11 protein-coding genes and 1 pseudogene are annotated in these 16,549 nt (G+C 46.0%); 7 read left to right on the top strand and 5 right to left on the bottom strand.

All coding sequences use genetic code 11. The features are described 5' to 3' along the window. Nucleotides 1-2: 2 nt before the first annotated feature. From L2744_RS02860 to L2744_RS02840, 5 genes are all read right to left on the bottom strand, one after another. Nucleotides 3-1,127 carry an ABC transporter permease gene (locus L2744_RS02860; RefSeq protein ID WP_248990631.1) on the bottom strand — a complete coding sequence of 375 codons (1,125 nt, stop codon included), beginning with the start codon at nucleotides 1,125-1,127 and terminating at the stop codon, nucleotides 3-5. Next, the gene (locus tag L2744_RS02855) at nucleotides 1,117-2,070 is read right to left on the bottom strand and encodes an ABC transporter ATP-binding protein (RefSeq protein ID WP_248990630.1); all 954 of its coding nucleotides are present in this window, start codon (nucleotides 2,068-2,070) and stop codon (nucleotides 1,117-1,119) included. The genes L2744_RS02860 and L2744_RS02855 overlap by 11 nt, the downstream gene beginning before the upstream one ends. Next, nucleotides 2,067-3,062, bottom strand: a complete 996-nt coding sequence (locus L2744_RS02850) for an HlyD family secretion protein (RefSeq protein WP_248990629.1) — start codon at nucleotides 3,060-3,062, stop codon at nucleotides 2,067-2,069. Before L2744_RS02850 ends, L2744_RS02855 begins: the two co-directional genes overlap by 4 nt. Then, entirely contained in the window at nucleotides 3,062-3,760 is a 699-nt protein-coding gene (locus L2744_RS02845; RefSeq protein ID WP_248990628.1) for a TetR/AcrR family transcriptional regulator, read from the bottom strand. Before L2744_RS02845 ends, L2744_RS02850 begins: the two co-directional genes overlap by 1 nt. 147 nt (nucleotides 3,761-3,907) lie before the next feature. Further along, on the bottom strand, nucleotides 3,908-4,255 hold the full coding sequence (locus L2744_RS02840) for a hypothetical protein (protein WP_248990654.1): 348 nt from the start codon (nucleotides 4,253-4,255) through the stop codon (nucleotides 3,908-3,910). 506 nt (nucleotides 4,256-4,761) lie between these two features. Here L2744_RS02840 and L2744_RS02835 point away from each other — a divergent pair. From L2744_RS02835 to L2744_RS02805, 7 genes and pseudogenes are all read left to right on the top strand, one after another. Further along, complete coding sequence (locus L2744_RS02835) at nucleotides 4,762-5,619, top strand: lipase family protein (RefSeq protein ID WP_025007478.1); 858 nt, start codon at nucleotides 4,762-4,764, stop codon at nucleotides 5,617-5,619. Between the two features lie 11 nt (nucleotides 5,620-5,630). After that, on the top strand, nucleotides 5,631-6,959 hold the full coding sequence (locus L2744_RS02830) for a DUF4785 domain-containing protein (protein ID WP_248990627.1): 1,329 nt from the start codon (nucleotides 5,631-5,633) through the stop codon (nucleotides 6,957-6,959). A gap of 409 nt (nucleotides 6,960-7,368) precedes the next feature. Beyond that, the gene (locus L2744_RS02825; RefSeq protein WP_248990626.1) at nucleotides 7,369-10,617 is read left to right on the top strand and encodes an nSTAND1 domain-containing NTPase; all 3,249 of its coding nucleotides are present in this window, start codon (nucleotides 7,369-7,371) and stop codon (nucleotides 10,615-10,617) included. A gap of 21 nt (nucleotides 10,618-10,638) precedes the next feature. Beyond that, nucleotides 10,639-11,016 carry a DP-EP family protein gene (locus L2744_RS02820; RefSeq protein WP_248990625.1) on the top strand — a complete coding sequence of 126 codons (378 nt, stop codon included), beginning with the start codon at nucleotides 10,639-10,641 and terminating at the stop codon, nucleotides 11,014-11,016. Between the two features lie 219 nt (nucleotides 11,017-11,235). Then, nucleotides 11,236-12,304 (top strand): annotated as a pseudogene (locus tag L2744_RS02815) (transposase). A gap of 306 nt (nucleotides 12,305-12,610) precedes the next feature. Beyond that, complete coding sequence (locus L2744_RS02810; protein ID WP_312018318.1) at nucleotides 12,611-13,639, top strand: sensor domain-containing diguanylate cyclase; 1,029 nt, start codon at nucleotides 12,611-12,613, stop codon at nucleotides 13,637-13,639. 105 nt (nucleotides 13,640-13,744) lie between these two features. After that, complete coding sequence (locus L2744_RS02805; protein WP_248990623.1) at nucleotides 13,745-16,423, top strand: FAD-binding oxidoreductase; 2,679 nt, start codon at nucleotides 13,745-13,747, stop codon at nucleotides 16,421-16,423. Nucleotides 16,424-16,549 lie beyond the last annotated feature (126 nt).

The raw sequence follows: 16,549 nt of genomic DNA, 5'->3' as shown, positions 1-16,549 counted from the left end.
ATCTAGTCCAAACGTTTCGAGAATCGCAAACTCGCAATAAGCAACCCAATACAGGTAAAACCTATCATCCACAGGGCATCGAATTGCAGATCCATCACTTGCGCATCCCGCAGCACTATCGCCCGAGACATACGCATAAAGTGCGTTGCGGGTAAGGCTTCGGCAATCCACTGCGCCGCAACGGGCATGGCCTCGTAGGGAAACATAAAGCCAGATAGCAAAATAGAAGGTAACAACACAAATACCGTCATCTGCATCGACTGCAGTTGGGTTTTCGCCATCGTTGAGATCACTAAACCTAAGGTCAAACTGGCACAAATAAACAACATGGCGGCAAGGGCAATTGAATCGAGCCCACCGCGAATAGGTACGTCAAATAGCAGATGCCCAGCACTCAAAATAATCGTCACTTGCACAAAACCCACCAACACATAGGGCACGATTTTACCGAGCATCAACTCCAGTGGCCTAACCGGTGTAGTGATCAAAAACTCCATATTGCCCTGCTCACGCTCGCGCACTATGGCGGCGGAGGTGAACATCACCATGGTCATAGTCAAAATCACCCCGAGTAAACCGGGCACTATGTTGACCACAGAGCGCTGTTCAGGGTTGAAATATTGCACCACTTCAAAACTCGGCGTAGCGGTTTTTAGCGCCATACCTGCGATTTCATCCAGCGGCATTTGCCTTAAGCTGCGAATGGTTGAGGCGACTACGGTATCCGAGCCATCCACCAGCCATTGACCGACGGGTTGGGTTAAATAGTATTGCTGGCCAGCAAAGCTAGGATGGCGCACTAAACGCGCATCGAAATCGGCGGGTAAATACAGTACAGCTTTAACGTCACCGCGAGTGATCGCCGCCTCGGCCTCGGCCGCGCTTAGATAACGCTGCTTAAAATCCACCACTTGCGTTGCTTCAACCGCCTGTATCAGTGTGCGGCTGTAGGCCGAATCACTTAAATTCACCAGCCCCGCAGGCAAGTGGCGCGCATCGGTATTGATGGCATAACCAAACAGCATCAGTTGCACCAAGGGGATCATCACTATCATGCCAAAGGTCATGCGATCCCGAGACAATTGCCGCAGCTCTTTAACCACAATTGCAAAAATTCTACGCCACATGGCTAGCCTCCTTGGCGTGAGCGGCCAAGCGTTCACCCGTGCAAGTCACAAACACATCCTCTAAGCTGGCACGCACTTCTTCCATCGCTCTATTTGCGATTCTTGGTTTAAGCCAAGCTAACGGATCGGCTATATCGCTTCGCACTAATACCCGTAAACGACTACCAATTTGCGCCGCCGACAACACGGCAGACTCACTAATAAGCGATTGTTTTAATGTGCGTAAATCATCACCCGAAACTTCGATTACCCGTGCGCCCATGGCCGCCATCAGTTGCTGCGGTGAACCATCGGCGCGCTTTATCCCCCGCTCCAAAATCGCTAAACCGTGGCAACGCTCGGCCTCATCCATATAGTGAGTCGACACCAGTATCGTGGTGCCTTGGGCGCAGAGATCGAACAACCGCTCCCAAAACTCGCGGCGATTTTCAGGATCAACAGCCGAGGTGGGTTCATCGAGGAACAGTAATTCTGGGTGATGTAAAGTCGCGGCCGCTAGGGCTAATCTCTGCCTCTGACCGCCACTCATGGAGCCCGCCATTTGTTTCTCGCGGCCGACTAAATCGTAAAGCGTCAATAACTCCGCTAAGCGCTGCTGGGACTGACGACGGGTAAGTCCATAAATTTGCGCGACAAACTCAAGGTTTTCCCGCACTGAAAGATTATCGTATAGGGAGAATTTCTGCGTCATATAGCCAATGCGGCGACGTAATTTTTCCTCGGCGCCGGGTAAGATTTCCCCCAAGACACGAATATTCCCGGACGTTGGGCTCAGTAGCCCAGTCAACATGCGGATCGAGGTGGATTTTCCACAGCCATTGGGGCCGAGAAATCCGTAAATCGTCCCCTTGGGAATGGCTAAATCAAGGTTTTCTACCGCATTAATACCACCAAAGGCGCGGGTCATGCCTTGGGTCTGGATAGCAAAATCGGTTTGGCTCATGGCGTTTCCACTTTTTGCTGCACTTCTTGCAATACATCGAGTTCGACTTCTAATGCCATGCCAGTGGGCAGATCCTGACCCGCGGCGGAAATTGTGATATCCGTTAGATACATCAACCTTGCACGATCGCGTTCATTGAGCGCATAAAACGGCGTATAAGCGGGTTGACTGCGAATATTGCGCACTGTACCCGCAATCGGTGCCTCACGACCATCCACCAGGATATTCACGCTATCGCCCGCCTTCACTCTGTCTAACCAAGTCGAAGGCAAATATACCCGCACATAGGGATTATCCCTCGCCAGTAAACCAATCAACTGAGTGCCTGCGGCGATACGGTCGCCCTCGCGCCAAGGCAAAGTATCGACAATGGCATCACGCGCCGCCACTAAACTCAAGTCTGCTAAAGCTTTTTGCTCAACTGCGACACTGGCACTGGCCGCTGCAACCGCTGCTTTGGCCTGCGCGAGTTGCTCACTACGAGTGCCATTTTCTAACAAACGTAGACTCTGCTGCGCCTCAGCCTGTTTCGCTAGACTGGTATCCCGCGCCGCTCGGGCCGTATCTAAATCCGCTTGGCTAAGCACTTTTGTGGCAAATAAACGATTTGTTCGCTCAAAGGCTCGCTGAGCCTCTTGCACACTGGCATTCGCCCCATCGAGTACGGCTTTAGCCCTATCAATATCCTCTAAACGCGCACCAGTGACAGCCTCGGAAAGCTTAGCTTTTGCCTGATCAAGCTCAGCTTGGCGCAGGGCTAGGCGCGCATTAGCTGAGGTTACATCGAGCTGAATTAACACTTCACCAGCTTTAACCCTTTGACCTTCAACCACACTTATTTGAGTAATCAACTCACCGACGGGAGCGGTGAGCGTTAGCCTGTCCCGCTCAACTGTGCCCAGCACCCTTGGGGATTCTTCAGTACAAGCCACCAATAGCAAGAGTAAACAACTCATTCCCACACGCATAATAAAGCTAAGATTGGCACTCATCACACATTCCTCGGTTCACACAGTAAACCCTGAGTAAAAACCTGCATATTGTGCAGTGCTAACCGTTGTAAACCCTCGGCATCGGCACTAAAACCAAGCTGTCGCATCAACACCGGTGGCGCAATGAGCGGAAAAACCATAAGACTCACAAAACTTAGGCGCGCTAAATCAGGATCTATGCCCTCCCTCAATAGCCCCGCATCCACTAATGTGGTTTCGAGCCATTGCCGAGAAAGGGATAAAATTTGATCGAACACGGACAACATAATGTGGTAGGGCTCAGTGCCATCGCCCTCCTGCAACACCCGCATAATTAACCGTGGCAGCCCGGGATTAGGCGCCATAACGCGATAGTATGTCTGCATCAGTTCCCCCATATTATTAGGGGCTTGGGCTGCAGATAATTCACGTAAACGCGCTAATACTGGCGCAAGGGTTTCCCGCACCATCTGTTCGAACAATCCGGCTTTTGAGCCAAAATAATAACGAATAAGCGCAGCATCGACCTCAGCTTCACGAGCAATCTCACGGGTAGAAACCGTTGGATAACTGCGGTGACTAAAGAGACTTAAGGCCGCGATAATTAAGCGTTGGCGAGCGTCTGAGTTCCCCTTCGGCCGACCGGGAATGAACGGCGGTGATGCGGGTTGGACAGTAAAGGGGACTAGCCCCTTAGGGCGACCGGGGGTGAGCGACATGGCAAGCTCCAGCAAAATTCATCTACTGATGAATATACTGAAAAGCCGCGTGAAAAGGCAGCAGTTAAATTCCTCATTTTCATTGATATTGAGGAATTTAATGCTGAAGTATCAAGGCAAAAACCTGCGATTCTTTAATATAGAAGCCTAAGCCCCTTTTACAATGGCACTTAAGCGAGCAATGAATTGTTGCACCGCTTCAACCGTATCAAAGTTAAAGGCAAGACCGTAGTGGGTTTCGGTCAGGCTCCTATGCAAACGCTTAGGAAAACGCGTCATCTCCCCATTATGAAAGTAATCGTATTTGGCATGAACCCCAGCAATAGTAGCGAGTTCACCCGAAAACACCTCAAATGCGGGGCGAATAATCAGATTCGGCGATTTGCCGTCGAGGTGTAAATAGAAAGCCTCTTTCGTCTCAGGCAGCATATATTCGGTAATATTTTTAATGGTGAAATTAGTGCGGCATTGCAATCCATTTAAAGTGCTCACCATCTCATTGTGTTCTATAGCCAAGCGAATTCTCCATTGTCGTACCCATAAACATGGCCTTGTTTTGACTGCGCGAACTAACACTCGTCTTAGCCACTTTGGTTATTCCTAAGAGCCTAATCGGTTTAGTCCTTAAATGCACTAGCGGGATATCAAGATCCCAGTGTAAAAAGGAGGATGCAAAGGATTTGTCACAAAAACCTGCAGTTACAGAACGATAAACCTATTAATTTAGAATACCCATGTCATAGAAAATTCTTTTCCATATGCGAGTAGTTATTTAAAACAGGGCAAGACTTAATACGGTTTATTAGCTATTGCTTATCATGGCGTTATCACTCTTTCTACTGGCATTAAAACAAGAATACCTATAACAACTCCCATCCTGTTCAATTATATGGTGATTATTTACTTGCCAGCGCTAAATGTTGCTACTAGGTTAATAACCTTAAACGAGATACGCAGTCACTCTCACCAAGTCAACAAGACCAACAACACGAGATATGCCCATGAAGATCGGAAAAGCCCTCATGCTCTTGGGTCTGTTAGCCGTCAGCCCAGCAACTCTAGCCGCCACTGGCGTCGCCTTTATCCACGGCACGGGTCACCAGACCAATGCCCTAGCCGATTACTGGACGCCAGAATTTGTTAATTCGGTGCGCCAAGGTATCCCAGTGCCAAACAATTACACTGTGATCAACTGCGACTTTGACCAATATATGTGGGAAGAAAGCGCCGCAGGCTGTCTAGCGACTCAACTCAACAGCTTTATCCAAACCAAAAATATCGACGATTTAATACTTATCACCCACTCCAATGGCGGCAACGTAGTGCGCTGGATTTTATCTAATCCAACGTGGGATAGCCGTTATCCAGCGGTGATCAATGCCACCTCAAAGGTTATCGCCCTTGCACCTTCCAGCGGCGGAACACCACTAGCCGATGCCGTTAACCAAGGTAATGTGTTCGAAACCAGCTTAGGTTGGTTACTCGGTTACGGCAGCAATGCAGTAAAACAGCAACAAGTGAGCTGGATGGCGAACTACAACAACACTTGGCTCTATGGCACTGCGGGTCGCCCTTCCCTTAGCAAACCCTTTGAAGTGGTGGTGGGCTCAGACGTAGACTCAGCGATTTGGGACAGCGACAGTTACTGCGGGGGTTATCAAAACCAAGTCGCGCTGGAAACCACCCAAAACTGGCTCGATAGCTGCTCCGACGGTTTCTTAAATTGCAGTTCGCAAAAAGCGGCAGGCACAGTGTGGTTTACCGATAAACAAAAAACCCGTGGTCAAGAACCGTTAAGCCATCAGCAGAGCCGCCGTGCGTGCTTCAACTTAGACACGCTGATCCGCAACCATATCTAAGGAGCACTAAGATGCACACACTCAGCAAAATTGCCAGTATCTTGGTGCTAAGCGGACTACTCGCCGCCTGCCAGGATGATGCCACAACGCCCGAACCCGAAAGCAATGCCAGCCCGATGTATGCTAAAGGATTAACGTTAGCCGCACCGAGCGACACCGATATCATTGATACCAATATCGCTAGCCCAACCCTTCCAGCTATCAACACTAACACTGAGTACGTCAGTTTTATCACGCCGCTTTATGGTGAGTATCAAGCGAGCCAACCTTTGCTTGAACAAGCAAGCCAAAGTGATGAATATTGGATCAATGTGACGGGTGCCGAACTCAATGCAGGCGTAACACTCACGATGAGCCAAGCTGCCAGCTTAGTGCGAATTGCGCCTCGGGGCGATATTAGCTCAGGTGCGCTGATGCATGCCGAAGCCATAGCCCCAGAACGTGTACAAATTCAGCGCATTGCACCTGAGGTAAAAGCGGCTCAAGGAAAAGCAGCCGCTACCACTATCGATAGTAACGAGTCGTTAGTTAAATCAATGGTCAATGCCGAGGCTCTTGCTAGCGCAGGGTTAAGTGATGACTCCAGCGCACTGCAAATGTCGGCTAAGGCTACACCGGGTGAGTATCGCTTACAGGTAAGCCAACCTTTAACGCCTAGCGCCAGTTACTTAGTCAATGTGAAGGAAAAAGGCTCGCCCTATCAATTGAGTATCAAAGCACCCACCGCCATTGCCGCTGATGCGCAGACAGTCGCGCTCAAACTCACGTTAACTCAAAGTGATAATAGCTTTGTCCCCCAAGCAAAACTAAAACAGGCCGATGGCAACATACAAAACCTTGCGATGGTAAAACAAGATGATTCGTGGCAAGCCGTAATGCCAGCGGGTATCAGCCTCGCCAGCAGTAATGCGGGTTTCAGTGAAATCGAACTGACAGTTCAAACCGAAATCGATGGCCGTCCAGTATTACGCACCGTCAAAACCGCCTTTAAACCCTATGTCAACTCGGCAAGCATCAAACCCGAAGTGCTCACAATATGGGATAAAGGGCTACCAAACCAAATCAACTTTGAGTTGACCGTGGCCGAGGCAGGACGTTTTGGCTTAAGTGGCACGTTAACGGGCACCAATGCCGAAGGTAAGAAAGTAGCGATCCTTCGTACCCAAGCCGCCAGTTGGCTCACGCCCGACGCGGCAAAGTTAAAGCTGACGCTTGATCCTAAGCTTATCCAAGCCTCGGGTTTGCTGCCGCCTTTTGAACTCAATGAGCTAGAACTGCAAGATCAAGGTCAAATGGCAAGGTTAAGCTATCAAGCCAAGGCGCTAACCTTAACGCGCTAACATATTAGCTTAATATTTTGATAAATAAGGATTATCATTCTTAAGTTCAACCTAATGCAAGGTGCCCAATCGCGGGCACTTTTCTATTGTTAATATTTTGCAATCCATACCTAAAGCCCATCATTTTATTTAACATGCGGAGCAAGGCACAAACTGTTGACATAAAAATGACAAGCTCCAGACTATTTCCCACACCTTACCTTGATAAAGTTTACATTGATTATCAAGGGTTATTCCTTTTAAATACCAATTAACATCGGCATAATGTCAAGGTCTTGACGTCAGACCTTTGAATGACAAAACACGGTTCTTTGTAACAATAGCTGTAACAATATCTATAACAATAAGAGTGACTCACAGAGCAAGCTTTTGCAGTGCCATGGTCAATACTCAATAAATGGAACCCCCTATGAGTGACAGCACATTTTTCTTTGGTGAATGGCAAGTTAATCCCAGCGCCAACAGTCTGCTCCTCGGCAAACAAGTCAAACAACTTGAGCCTAAGGCCATGGATGTGCTGCTATTTCTGTGTCAACGGGCAAACGAAGTCGTGAGCAGTGATGAGATTGTCAGTCATTGCTGGCAAGGGATAGATACGGGTGATAATCCACTACACAAGATTATCAACCAGCTACGCCGCGCATTAGGCGATAGTGCCACCGAGTCCACTTATATTGAAACCATTCGCAAACGTGGTTATCGCACCTTAGCCGAAGTGCGTTTTCCCGTGGGACACGAAGCCACCGCCAGCCCACAAACTTGGCAAGGCGGCTCACCTTTTCCCGGGCTACAAGCCTATAGCGCCAACTATGCCGAGGTGTTTTTTGGCCGTAGCGAACAAATCACCACCTTACTTAACCGCATTAGCCAGCAAATCCATTTTGGCCGTGCCTTCTGTCTGATTTTAGGCCCCAGTGGCAGCGGTAAATCTTCCTTAATTAATGCGGGGGTATTGCCAAATTTAATGAAGGCAAATGGCTTTAATGGGGTCGGCGTCCCCTCCTTTAGCAGCCTAGATTTTGCCGATGTCGCCAAAGGGCAACTGCTCACCGATCTTGCCAGTGCCATGCTCGATTGGGAAGTCAACGACACCCCAGTCTTCGAGGGGATGAGCGCCGATACGTTGGCAATCAAGCTTACTGAAGATATCCAAGATATTATCGCGCAGTGCAAACAAGCACTTAAAAATCAGCCCTATGCAACACCGCGTTTCGCCTTATTTATCGACAGATTAGAAGTGTTGCTCTCATCACCGTTATTTAGTGTTAGCGAGCGCACGACTTTTATTGAACTGTTAGAGCATCTTGCCACCTCAAATGCAGTGTTAATTCTCAGTGCCTGTCGCAACGATTTTTATCCTTTATTAGTCAATTACCCAAGCCTAATGGCAGGTAAAGCCCGGGGCGCCCATTTTGACCTAGCGCCGCCGACGCGCACTGAACTCTTGCAAATGATCCGCCTGCCTGCGGTGGCCGCCAACTTAAGCTGGGAAGTTGACAGCGAAACCGCCATGCCGCTCGATGAAATGCTCTGCAGCGATGCCGCCAGTAACCCAGATGCGCTACCGATGTTGCAATACACCTTGCAGGCGCTGTATCTGCAGCGCAGCGCCGACGATAAGTTGTTAGTCTCGGTTTATCATGCACTTGGCGGTATTGAAGGGGCGATTGGCAAAAATGCCGAGCAGGCGATTTCACACTTAAGTGATGCCGAAAAAGCCAGCCTGCCGCGGATTTTATCCCTATTAGTCACCCTGCGCGAAGATGAAAAGTCCATTACTAGCCGCACCGCCCGCTGGTCGCAGCTGCAAAGCACAGCAGAAACCGCCCTAGTACAAGCCATGGTCGATAGCCGCTTATTCGTGTCGCATCTGCAAAATGGTGAGCCCTGTTTTAGCATCGCCCACGAAGCACTTTTGCGCCGTTGGCCGCGGGCAACCGCTTGGATTAGCGAGCATAACGACAGCTTAAGCATTAAGAGTCGCCTACAACATTTATCTAAACGCTGGCTCAGTGAAGCCAAGCACAGCGCTTATCTGCTCGCCGATGGCAAACCGTTAAAAGAAGCCCAAAGCCTCAGTCAGAATCCGTTATTTGATTTAGAAGAGAGTGAAACCACCTTTATTACCGCTTCAACTAAACGTGCCAATCGATTGCGCTGGACAAGGCGCATCACAGTTGCCCTATTATGCGTACTCACACTTATCTCGGGGGTGATGAGCGTACGTAGTATAGAAGCCGAAAAACTGGCACAGCAAAAGCGTCTCGCCGCCGAGGATTTACTTGGCTTTATGGTCGGTGACTTCGCCGATAAAATGCGCGGCATCGGCCGGATGGATTTACTCGATGGCATCAGTAACAAGGCGCTGGCCTATTTCAGCGATTTTTCCCATCAAGATGATGATGCACATTTAAGTTTTGATGCCCGTTTTCAACATGGTCAAACCCTAGAGGCCATGGGCGAAGTGGCCTATTCGCGTAATAAAATCGATGAGGCCCGCAGCGCCCTGCTCGCCGCGCAGGAGAAAATGCTGCCGCTATTGAATTTGCAACCAAACAACCTAGCCCTACTGAAAACCCTAGGCGCCAATGCATTTTGGCTCGGACAACTTAAATATGATGTTAGCGATTGGGCGGCATCACGTCCTTTTTACGAACAATATTTAAAATACAGCCAAACCATGTACGCCCTAGCACCAGAGGATAAAGATGCATTAATGGAGCTGTCATACGCCCATAACACTCTGGGCTCAGTATCGATGAAACAGCAGGAGTTTGATCAAGCGCGGCAGGATTTTGAAGAATCATTAAGGCTTAAATTGCTCGCTTTGGCAAAAGTACCAGAGGATAGTCAATTGATTGCGGATGTGGCCGATACCCGATCTTGGTTAGCAAGTGCGGCAAGCTCGCAAGGTGATGGACTTTCTGCAATAAGAATACATATCCAGCTTCAGCAGGAACTAGAAAAAGGAAGCTATATTAGAGAGCCTTACATACTCGATAGATTAGCTGGTAGTTATCAAATTCTTGCTGAGTTATATAGTTATCAAAACCTTAAAGAAGACGCTCTAAACCAAGCTAGACTTGGGCTTTCAGCTATATCGAATGCACTTGAGCAAGATCCAAAAAATGATATTTGGAAAACACAAAAATATTATTTTTATTTCATCATACTTTCTCTTTCAAAAAACAATTTAAATGACAATAATATTCACACATTAAATAAAGTGATGAGTTCTGACACAGAGCTAATGTCATCATCAAAAATAGATGAAATTAATGCAGCGTACCAACTAACATCAGCTCAAAATTTACAATTACAAGGAAAATTTAAGGAAAGCATTACATATGCAAAATTGGCAACAAGTGCATATGAAAAACTATCAAATAAATTCAAAAAAAATTTACACTACATTTCAAACCTATCAAAAAGTCAATTAATAGAGGCTCGCGCACTGAGATTTACCGAAGATAAAAATGCAGCTATCATATTATGCAAAAAATCAAAGTCACTACTACACCCTATTATAAAGAAAAATAAGTCACCAAAATATATAGTTCCTTACGCACAATCCCTTGATTGCCTAGGAGAGTTATCAAAAAATGATGAAATTAAAAAATTATTAGAAAAATCAAACTTTACAGATATAAAACTTTAACCAACAACAAGGAAATTAAAAATGTCAATACCACAAGGCCTAGCTCAATTTATTAAAGTTAATGTGACCCTAGAAAATGGTGAACCCGTATTTATTTATACGGATGCCAGCGGTACAGAATGCCAAGGTGATGTCACAGTCACTCAGGCAGGCACTGTGACTTACCTACTTAATGACCAGACAGATAAAGGGCTTAAATTTACTGGTCTTGGTTTTATCACCCCTTTCGATGGAGTTATTGATGCTGTTACTATTAGCAGTGATGGCAAGCTTATTCAACTGGTCGATTTAGATAGAACACCGGGAACCACTAAGTTCCAGTTTGTACTCACAAATACAATTAATACTCTGATGCTCTTAAGTCCAGACCCACAAATTATCAATCGAGGCCAAGAGTAAATTAGCAATTATTCCTAACAGACTTACTATATGAGTTTTTCGGTGTAGCCATATCTTCTGAACCGAATAACTCAATTAAATCTAAATCAAAATGCTCAGCCTTTAATCGGGTTGGGCATTTTCTTTAACAAAAAGCGGGAACAGCCATATCTTTTTGTGCTTTGTCCCCTCTTCTACTAGCCTTTAGATTATCTTAATTGCGTCTGTTTGGAGCGGATAATAACCTCGGCCAGAAGACAGTTAATTGATGCTAATGCGACACCCTTCTATCATGTGATAAATCGCTGTGTCAGAAGGGCTTTTCTATGTGGTGAGGATAAACTCACTGGCCGCAGTTATGAACATAGACGCGGTTGGATTGTAGATAAAATCAAAGCCTTGTCCGCTATTTTTTGTATCGATATTTGCGCCTATGCCCTCTTTGCGAAATAGACAGGGAATAACCACTATCACCTAGTACTAAAATTTATATTCAGAAGGCGAAATCGTTAACGCAAAAAGAGATGATCAGCCGCTGGAGCCAAATCACTAAAGGCCATGCCATTGCCACTAAGTATATGAATGGTGACGCCTTAATTGAAGGTGAACGCATGTTGCTCGATGGGTGAATTACCGAATGGCATGAGCGATTGAGTAGTATTAGTTGCCTTTGATTTAAAGAAGAGGTGCGTTGTTTAAATGAAGAAATCGCCCGTAAAGCCAATCGTGAAGATGAGTGTAAAGATGCGTTTTGGGAGGGGCGTTTTAAGTCGCAAGCGTTACTAGATGAACAAGCATTACTGGCTTGTATGATGTATGTGGATTTAAACCCTATTCGAGCAGGGATTACCAACTCCTTGCAATCCTCTGATTTTACATCAATTCAAGCACGAATTAGCTCACTAAATCTGTCCAATAGTGCGTTGAGTATCCCAAATCAACAAACTAAGCCCTCCGATAATCTGCATAAAATAACGCACAAATCCCTCGCCAAATTTGAGGGTGCTGCACACCTTGGTGAGCAATCTGGTATTCCGTTTCACTTTGCCGATTATCTTGACTTATTGATTGGACAGGCCGAGCGATTCGCCAAGATAAGAAAGACTTTATCGATAGTCAGCGGCCAAAACTGCTGAATGAATTAGGCATTGCGTCCGATGCGTGGCTTACCTCTGCCAAAGATTTTCGCCGTCAATATAGCGGAGTAAGTGGTCGTTGGGATGCGATGTGCACCTTTAAGGTTAAACAAGGTGGCAAATGGTGTCGTGGTAAATCCTACAGCCAAGCCTTACATCCCCCCTTTAATTAGCTTTGTAAACGACTGGAATTTTCAACTCAATCCATACTAATTCTTATCACTACACTCATCCTCAAGCTGACTTTGTTGCTTAAAACGGCAATGTTCAGCTTCGACCATTAGCATTGAAATAGTATCGCTCACTCTAATACTGACCAAATGCCTCAAAAACCACTAGGAAGGTAATATTTAAATCATTTATAAACAATATGTTAAATCAGAAGGTAAGCAGAAGGTATCTTTTCTTTGTGAATAATAAAGTCATCATCAGAAAAGCGCTTAGCGCAGATGACATTAGGTTCACGGAGAATGACAACAATGACAAGCTCACCTAAACTGACTCGCTCACAACACTCATTATCCCTAGTGGGTGAACATCATTCCACGTTCAGTAATGAGCTGCATAGTGAAACCCAATCCGCTTTACCACTTACCCTGTTTGAGCAATCTTCAGTTGAAACCATTCAACTGTTTATTCAGCATCTGACTGAGGCCGTTATTGTGGTCAACGCCCAAGGTTATATCCGTTTTAGCAACAGCAGAGGCGCTGACTTATTAGCGTGCCCACAGTCCACGTTGAAGGGGCAGGATTGGCGCAACTTTTTAACTGAGCACCATCAAGCTCGCTATAACAATCTACTAAGTAATGACACCCAAGTGGGTAAAGACAATGGTCAGCCAGTGCAGCACCCAGCCGAGGAAATCACCCTAATAACCGCCTCAGGCAAAGCAAAAGAGGTCGAGTTGTCAATCTCCTATATCCCGAGCCATGAGCCATTGTTCGTGATGGTGATACATGATTTAACTCAGCACAAAGAAGAAAATCAGAAACTGCGTAAGTTGGCTGCCACTGACTCACTAACGGGACTTGCGAACCGCCGTTACTTTGATGAAATACTCCAATATCAATGGGATGAATGTACCGACAAGCTGCGCCCCATCAGCGTTGTAATTATCGATGTGGATTATTTTAAAGTGTTCAACGACCAATTCGGCCATATCCAAGGGGACGAATGTCTACGCAAAATTGCCAAGGTAATCGCTGACATAGTGCCTATCGACATAGGACTAGCAGCCCGTTACGGCGGCGAAGAATTTGCGCTTATTCTGCCAAACCACAATGCCAAAATGGCGCTCACTATTGCCCAAAAAATACAGCAAGGGATTAATGCCCTGCGTTTTACCGAGCAAGGGCTACGCGACTATGTCTCTGTGAGCGCAAGCCAAGGCATTGCGAGTGAACTCAATGGACAATTTCGCACCTCAATGGCAATGCTCTGCGCCGCCGATACCGCGCTGTACCGTGCAAAGGCCGATGGTCGCGACCGAATTAATACATCACTTTAAAGTGCTAAGCCCAGTATTTAGGGCTTAGCCACTAAAGGGTGAACCTGTTTATCTTGTTCACCCTATTAGGGAAATCATCAGCGGAAATAATAGGGACTGCAACAGATGAAACATAAGCCAACATCGACGAAAAATACGAGTATTACAGAAATAGCACTGCCAATAAGTACCTGCCCACTCGATATTTTTACCTTTCAATGCTGGTTAAAGACCACTCATGGCGGCCATATTTATCAGTATGTCAGTGAGCCAACCCAAACTGGATTTTCTGTCCAGATTAATTCACTGGGCCATATTGAATGCGCGATTACCACAACATTGCTTCGCATAGAGGCTATTTCAACTCTCGGAGGGCTTAATGATGATCATTGGCATTTATTATCCGTATGCTACCAATACAATGAAATAAAATGTTATGTCGATAGTGAAATCACTCACACCCAACAGCATCATATTCCACTCATTACGGATAATGAATATGATCCAGATATGATGTTTGCCAACAATCATATTGAGACTGCCTTCGATGGCAGTATTATTGACATTATATTGTTAAACCGCTGGTTATCAGATGCTGAAATCTTCGATTATTACCAACACCCTGAGCAGCAAAAAGCGATTACTGAAAGTAATCTGCATATTTATCAAAAAAAGCATACTGACCATGGCGAGACGGTTAATTTTATTAAACCCAAAAAACAAGAAGTCATGCTTATCATCTTTAATGACACTGAATATGAATTCAAAAAAAACACGCCCAGTAGCAATATATTTTTAAAGCAACTCCCTAATATTATTCCAGCCAATGAACGCTGTGCCTATATTATTGAATCAAGCCATGAATCCTGGCCACACTTTATTTATCAGGTAGATTATATCGCCAGTGAGCGCAGTGATATAAAGATCAGTGTTGATATTTTTAAGTCACTCACCCCTTATCGTTCCACCGTTCATATGACAGTTGCAGATGAACTTGAATGTGAATGCCTCATTAATCAATCCACCGAGACCAGATTAAGTGCTGAAATTCGTATTAGCGAAAGTATAGTGATTACCCAAGCTAAACATTTTATGCACTTTCTTAATGAAGTTCGCTCATACATTCGTGCTGAAAATATGATTACCAATGGACACTATTACAGCGAACAGCACTTTTTAGTTAGCACTGGTAAGCAAATGATTAACTACCAACAGGCTTGCCAACTGTTCAATCGGCGATTACAAAAAAGGCCCCTTGCGATTATTAAATGCACCAGCACCCATGATGTTAAAGTCGTCTATAAGGCCGCTATCGATTACAACTTACCCATTAGTGTGCGCTCCGGCGGACATGATCATGAAGGGGAAAGTGGACAAACTAACACCATAGTGATCGATCTCAGTAAAATGGACAGCATTGAAATCGACCCTATTAGTGGCATTGTCGCTATTGGGCCAGGCACGACCATTAATAGCCTGACAACGGATCTCGCTAAAAAGGGCTTGATGATCCCCCATAGCACCAGTGCAAGCGTTGGATTGTCGGGTTTTATTATGGGCGGCGGCTGGGGACCTTGGACGCGTAAGTATGGCATGTGCTGTGAATCATTATTACAGGCTGAAATTGTATTAGGTATAGGTGAAACCCAAGTAATCTCGGCAGCCAATAAACCCGAACTACTGTGGGCACTTAAGGGCGGCGGTGGCTTGAGTTATGGCATAGTCACGCGCTTTTTTGTGCAAACGTTTCCCCTTCCCCCAAACCTGCTTAAGTTTGAGCTCGAATGGAACTGCTATCAGCCCGACACACAAACCTTAATCGAGACAACGCCAACATTACGTTTGCTAGAACGTTGGGAAGAAACGATCAATGCCGACAATACATCCTGTTTGCTCGGCACCAATTTGAAGATCCATACTAAATCCTTAGCCAGCCCTGAGGATGAATTCGAGCTCGAACGAGGGCCTGAGCTAAAACTAGAATCAAACCAAGCCGACACCAGCGTGGCAAGTTTTGACCCTAATTCGGTAAAACATAACTGTATTATGTACGGCCATTGGGAGGGAAATCATGCCAGTTTAGAGTACTTTATTAAATATCAGTTCTCCGAATTAGGTTTAAAGCCCGATAGAGTTCGCGTTGATACCCTAGGCGGACTCACCAAAGCCTATGGTGAACAATTAATGGAAAGCTGGAACAGGGAGTCGTTTCAATGTTTACAGCAGCAAAGCCAAGCGGCGTTGCAGGGATGGGGTCAAAACCTGCAGATGAAAGGGGTGAAGTGGCAGGATTTAAGCCAACCCGCGCCCCACAGAGTAACCTCACGTTTAGCGGCTCAGACGGGGCTTAAAACGGGACATATTAACTTGCTTGAAAGCCTAACCTCGACGCAAACCCTCGAGGGAAACCGTCAATTAGGTCTTTTTACCTATGTCACTCTTGGCGCCATTACAGGAGATTTTTACAGAAAAATCAGTGACTCGCAGAAAAATCAGAGTGCTTTCCCCTACAAAGAAAAAGCCTACATCATCCAATATCAGGCATGGTGGAATGCAGATCTAGAGGAAAAAGCCCAACTCCATGACAACTCGGTTTACACAAGGATCAACAGATCCTTAGATTGGATTGATGCCTGCCGCGATGCAGACATTCCCAATACCTCGGGCGCTTTTATTAGCTATAAGGACAAGACAATACCCACATCCGTGTACTTTGAGCAAAACTATGCCGAATTGCAGCGAATTAAAGGCGCTTATTGCCAAGATCCCTTAAACCATTTCCGATCACGAAAATCGATTATTTAATCTATTCGATTAAGTGCTATCGGTTTGATGATAAGCGTAGGCATCACCCAAGGTTGGATAAGCCAAACGAAATTAAACAACACACAAATCTAGAGTGATAGATTGAATTTGCCAAGGTTAAGATAT

Origin of the sequence: Shewanella profunda, from assembly GCF_023283765.1 — a bacterium.
Classification (GTDB): Bacteria; Pseudomonadota; Gammaproteobacteria; order Enterobacterales; family Shewanellaceae; genus Shewanella; species Shewanella profunda.
The sequence above is the reverse complement of the archived record's forward strand: the minus strand, read 5'-3'. Positions and strand labels throughout refer to the sequence as shown.

Coding starts and splice junctions, on each gene's coding strand:
- L2744_RS02860 (WP_248990631.1), bottom strand. CDS start 1,127: ATGTGGCGTAGAATTTTTGCAATTGTGGTTAAAGAGCTGCGGCAATTG.
- L2744_RS02855 (WP_248990630.1), bottom strand. CDS start 2,070: ATGAGCCAAACCGATTTTGCTATCCAGACCCAAGGCATGACCCGCGCC.
- L2744_RS02850 (WP_248990629.1), bottom strand. CDS start 3,062: ATGAGTGCCAATCTTAGCTTTATTATGCGTGTGGGAATGAGTTGTTTA.
- L2744_RS02845 (WP_248990628.1), bottom strand. CDS start 3,760: ATGTCGCTCACCCCCGGTCGCCCTAAGGGGCTAGTCCCCTTTACTGTC.
- L2744_RS02840 (WP_248990654.1), bottom strand. CDS start 4,255: ATGGTGAGCACTTTAAATGGATTGCAATGCCGCACTAATTTCACCATT.
- L2744_RS02835 (WP_025007478.1), top strand. CDS start 4,762: ATGAAGATCGGAAAAGCCCTCATGCTCTTGGGTCTGTTAGCCGTCAGC.
- L2744_RS02830 (WP_248990627.1), top strand. CDS start 5,631: ATGCACACACTCAGCAAAATTGCCAGTATCTTGGTGCTAAGCGGACTA.
- L2744_RS02825 (WP_248990626.1), top strand. CDS start 7,369: ATGAGTGACAGCACATTTTTCTTTGGTGAATGGCAAGTTAATCCCAGC.
- L2744_RS02820 (WP_248990625.1), top strand. CDS start 10,639: ATGTCAATACCACAAGGCCTAGCTCAATTTATTAAAGTTAATGTGACC.
- L2744_RS02810 (WP_312018318.1), top strand. CDS start 12,611: ATGACAAGCTCACCTAAACTGACTCGCTCACAACACTCATTATCCCTA.
- L2744_RS02805 (WP_248990623.1), top strand. CDS start 13,745: ATGAAACATAAGCCAACATCGACGAAAAATACGAGTATTACAGAAATA.